Annotated in this window: 3 protein-coding genes; 1 reads left to right on the forward strand and 2 read right to left on the reverse strand. The window is 70.6% G+C overall.

All coding sequences use genetic code 11. The annotated features are described in order from the left end of the window. The coding region (locus tag Q0R63_RS18915) for a DEAD/DEAH box helicase family protein (protein ID WP_295700827.1) at positions 1 to 1179 on the reverse strand (1179 nt) is incomplete at its 3' end. 229 nt (positions 1180 to 1408) lie between these two features. On the opposite strand from Q0R63_RS18915, the gene Q0R63_RS18920 reads away from it, so the two are divergent. Then, positions 1409 to 2200, forward strand: coding sequence for a hypothetical protein (locus Q0R63_RS18920; RefSeq protein ID WP_295700829.1), 792 nt, complete (start codon positions 1409 to 1411; stop codon positions 2198 to 2200). A 22-nt stretch (positions 2201 to 2222) separates the two neighbouring features. Here Q0R63_RS18920 and coaE read toward each other — a convergent pair whose 3' ends face one another. Further along, positions 2223 to 3419 carry a dephospho-CoA kinase gene (gene coaE / locus Q0R63_RS18925; RefSeq protein ID WP_295700831.1) on the reverse strand — a complete coding sequence of 399 codons (1197 nt, stop codon included), beginning with the start codon at positions 3417 to 3419 and terminating at the stop codon, positions 2223 to 2225. Positions 3420 to 3655: the final 236 nt, after the last annotated feature.

A 3655-nucleotide genomic window follows, 5' to 3' on the forward strand; every position in this document is an offset into this window, starting at 1 on the left:
CCGCTCGAGGAACTCCTCCCACATCAGCGGCCGGTTGTCGGTGGCGCTCGGGAGGCGGAAGCCGTGGTCGACGAGCATCCGCTTGCGCGACATGTCGCCCTCGTACATCGCGCCGATCTGCGGCACGGTCTGGTGCGACTCGTCGATGACGAGGAGGAAGTCCTCCGGGAAGTAGTCGAGCAGGCAGTGCGGCGCCGACCCGGGCGCGCGACCATCGATGTGGCGCGAGTAGTTCTCGATGCCGCTGCACGACCCGACCTGCCGCATCATCTCGAGGTCGTAGGTCGTGCGCATCCGCAGCCGCTGCGCCTCGAGCAGCTTGCCCTGCCGCTCGAACTCGGCAAGCCGGTCCGCGAGCTCGAGCTCGATGCCACGGATCGCCCGGTCCATCCGCTCCGGCCCCGCGACGTAGTGCGTGGCAGGGAAGACATACATCTCCGTCTCCTCGCGCAGCACCTCGCCACTGACCGGGTGCAGGGTGTAGATCCGCTCGATCTCGTCGCCGAAGAACTCGATCCGGATCGCGTGCTCCTCGTAGACCGGGATGATCTCGACGGTGTCGCCGCGGACCCGGAAGGTGCCGCGCGTGAAGGCGATGTCGTTGCGGGTGTATTGCATCTGGACGAACTGACGCAACAGGTCGTCGCGGACCAGCTCCTGACCGACCTTGAGCCGGACCATCCGGTCGACATACTCCTGCGGGGTGCCGAGGCCGTAGATGCAGGACACCGAGGCGACGACGATGACGTCACGCCGAGTGAGCAGGGAGTTGGTGGCGCTGTGCCGCAGCCGCTCGACCTCGTCGTTGATCGAGGAGTCCTTCTCGATGTAGGTGTCCGTCTGCGGGATGTAGGCCTCGGGCTGGTAGTAGTCGTAGTACGAGACGAAGTACTCGACCGCGTTGTGAGGCAGCAGCTCACGGAACTCGTTGGCCAGCTGCGCGGCGAGCGTCTTGTTGGGGGCCATGACGAGGGTCGGCCGCTGGACCTGCTCGATGACCCAGGCTGTCGTCGCGGACTTGCCGGTGCCGGTGGCACCGAGGAGCACGGTGTTGATCTCACCGGCGTTCACCCGCGCGGTGATCTCGGCGATGGCGGTCGGCTGGTCACCGCTCGGAGAGAACTCCGAGATCACCTCGAAGGGGGCCACGGTGCGCTTGATGTCAGTCGTCGGACGCATGGCTTCACGGTAAGCCCGACCACCGACAGCCCTCGACCATGTTCACCGAGGGCGTCCTCGGGCGGCGACAGGGCCACCTGACTCGGAGTCGAGGGCGCCAGGACCAGCCTCACCTCACCAGACGGTCATCGCGTGATCCGTCCAGTCCCCCACCCGCGAGCGGGCAACCTGCCTATGGTGGGCCCGGCGGGGGGTTCCTCCGACACCACCAAAGGCGGGGGGAGTCGATATGACGTCAACCCGTGGACGCGTCGTGCTGCTCATGGCGATCGCGCTGGCCATCGCCGTGGGCGTGGCCTTCGTCTACAGCATGTCGCCGACGGACCGCGGGAACGCATCGGTGTCGCTGCCCACCACGACGGTCACCTCGTCCGGCGCGGGGGCGACACCGGCGACCCCGACAGCTGTGACCCCGACATCTACCGACGGGCCCACGACCCCCAGCGCCCGCGCGACGCGGGCACCGGGCACCGGACCGGGCCTGACCGAGATCGGCATCCACGTGATCGTGCAGCCCGACACCGACGGTGATCTCGAGGTGGTCGAGCAGGTGCTGCTCGCCCGCCCGGTGCTCAGCATCGGCCTCGCCCCTCCGGTGCCCCCTGCCTACCCCGGGGTGGAGGGCCTGACGCCACAGGTCGTCGCTCTTCAGGCCGAGAGCCGCGGGGTGCCCGTGGCGGTCGGGCTGTCCGACCCGCTCGTCACCCGTGAGGAGCTGCGTCTCGGTCCCACGACCTCGCTCTCGCTGCGCTACCGCCTCGTGAGAACCAGCCACCGCACCGAGCCGTCGACCCTGGGGCGGGCGCTTGCCGTGCTCCCCGCCATCCGTGCCGGCGACTACCCCGATCTCCCCGTGGTCATCGAGGTGGTGGGCCCCGGGGTGCGCAACGTGCTGTGCACGCAGCTGACCGGCGACCAACGGTTCTGCGCCGTGCAGGTCGGCCAGACGTGGACCACGGTCGACCTGACCGGTCGCCAGGTCGCGGTCGTCGCACAGCTCGACCTCCCCGCACCGGGCTGAGGTGCGACTCCGTCCAGCTCCGTCAGGACGGGCGCCAGCCGGTCCTCCGGGCCCAGGCCCACGCCGCCGCGTATGCCGTGTCGAACCACGGCTCCTTCGCGTCGACGTAGTCGCTGGTCGTCGCTGCTCCGAGGAGGATGCGGCGCTTCTCCGCGCTATACCCCGCTCGCGCCGGCGCATCGGCGCGCATCCAGTCACGGAACAGCAGCGCGAACTCCCAACCTAGAGAGGCCACTTCGCGCACGTGCACATGAGCGATGCGCCCCGGATCCATCGAGCCGAAGAAGCGCTTGGCCCAGCTCGCTGCGGGGTGGTCGCCGTGCGGGGTGTCCCCCACGTCGCCCTCGCTGCGGACGAATCCCCTGGCCAGCAGGTCGGCCACGAACCCGGCTGCGTCAGCGTCCGTAAGGGAGCGCACCCCGACCTGCAGGTCGATCACGTCCTTGGCGTTGAGGCCGGCCACGCTCGTGGACCCGATGTGGTCGATTCGCGCAGCCCTCTCCCCCAACGCATCCGTCAGCTTCGCGACCAGACGCCTGCCCTCGCCGGCCCAGGCCGGGTCGGGCTCGACGACGATCGACCCGGTCTCGGGACGCCGGCTCCGGGTGCCCGTCCGCAGGTTGGCGTCGTAGGGAGCGAGTCGGGTGGCCCAGAGCACGTCGACCTGCTCGAACGTCGACTCGGGCGGCCCCTCGTTGTCGATCCACACGTCGGCCGCCTCCCGCCGCTCCTCGTCGCTCGCCTGCGCCGCGATGCGGTGTCGGGCGTCGGCCTCAGCGAGCCCCCGCTGCGTCACGAGGCGCCCGACACGGGTCTCGACCGCGGCCGAGACGACGATCGTCAGGTGCTCCGCCGGCCACAGCCCCCGCTCGACGAGCAGGGGCATGTCGAAGACGCTGACCCGATCGGGCGCGACCGCTGACCGGAGCGCGAGGACCCGGGCCGTGATGGCGGGCCCCGTGATGGCGTCGAGGTCGGCCAGCGCCGCGCGGTCGGGAAAGACGATCGCGGCCAGTGCCGCCCGGTCGAGCGAGCCGTCGGGACGAACGAGTGCCCCCCCGAAGCGTGCGGCGATCGCGGCCAGGGTGGGCTCCCCCGGCTCGACGACCTCCCGGGCGACGGCGTCCGCGTCGACCACGACGGCGCCCAGCTCCTCGAGCCGTCGCGCCACCGTCGACTTGCCGGACCCGATCCCGCCCGTGAGGCCAACCCTGAGCATCCGAGGAGCCTACCCACGCCGCCAGGACGCTCCCGTAGGGGAGTTCTCCCACCCGGGCCAACACGGGTCCGGAGAAGGAGCAGGACCATGGCCATCGACGTCCCGGGCGGCCGGGACACGACGGAGAACGCCTGGCCGGTATGCCGGGTGCGGAGCTCGCGTGCTTCCCGCTTGTCCGCGTCGACCGCGGCTGACCTCGCCGGCACGGCGTCCGCGCCGACGCGACACCGGTATGC

The sequence above is a fragment of the Lapillicoccus sp. genome, from assembly GCF_025353065.1.
Classification (GTDB): Bacteria; Actinomycetota; Actinomycetes; order Actinomycetales; family Dermatophilaceae; genus Lapillicoccus.

Excerpts from the sequence above, each read along its gene's own strand:
- coaE (WP_295700831.1), bottom strand. The coding sequence starts at position 3,419 with ATGCTCAGGGTTGGCCTCACGGGCGGGATCGGGTCCGGCAAGTCGACG.
- Q0R63_RS18920 (WP_295700829.1), top strand. The coding sequence starts at position 1,409 with ATGACGTCAACCCGTGGACGCGTCGTGCTGCTCATGGCGATCGCGCTG.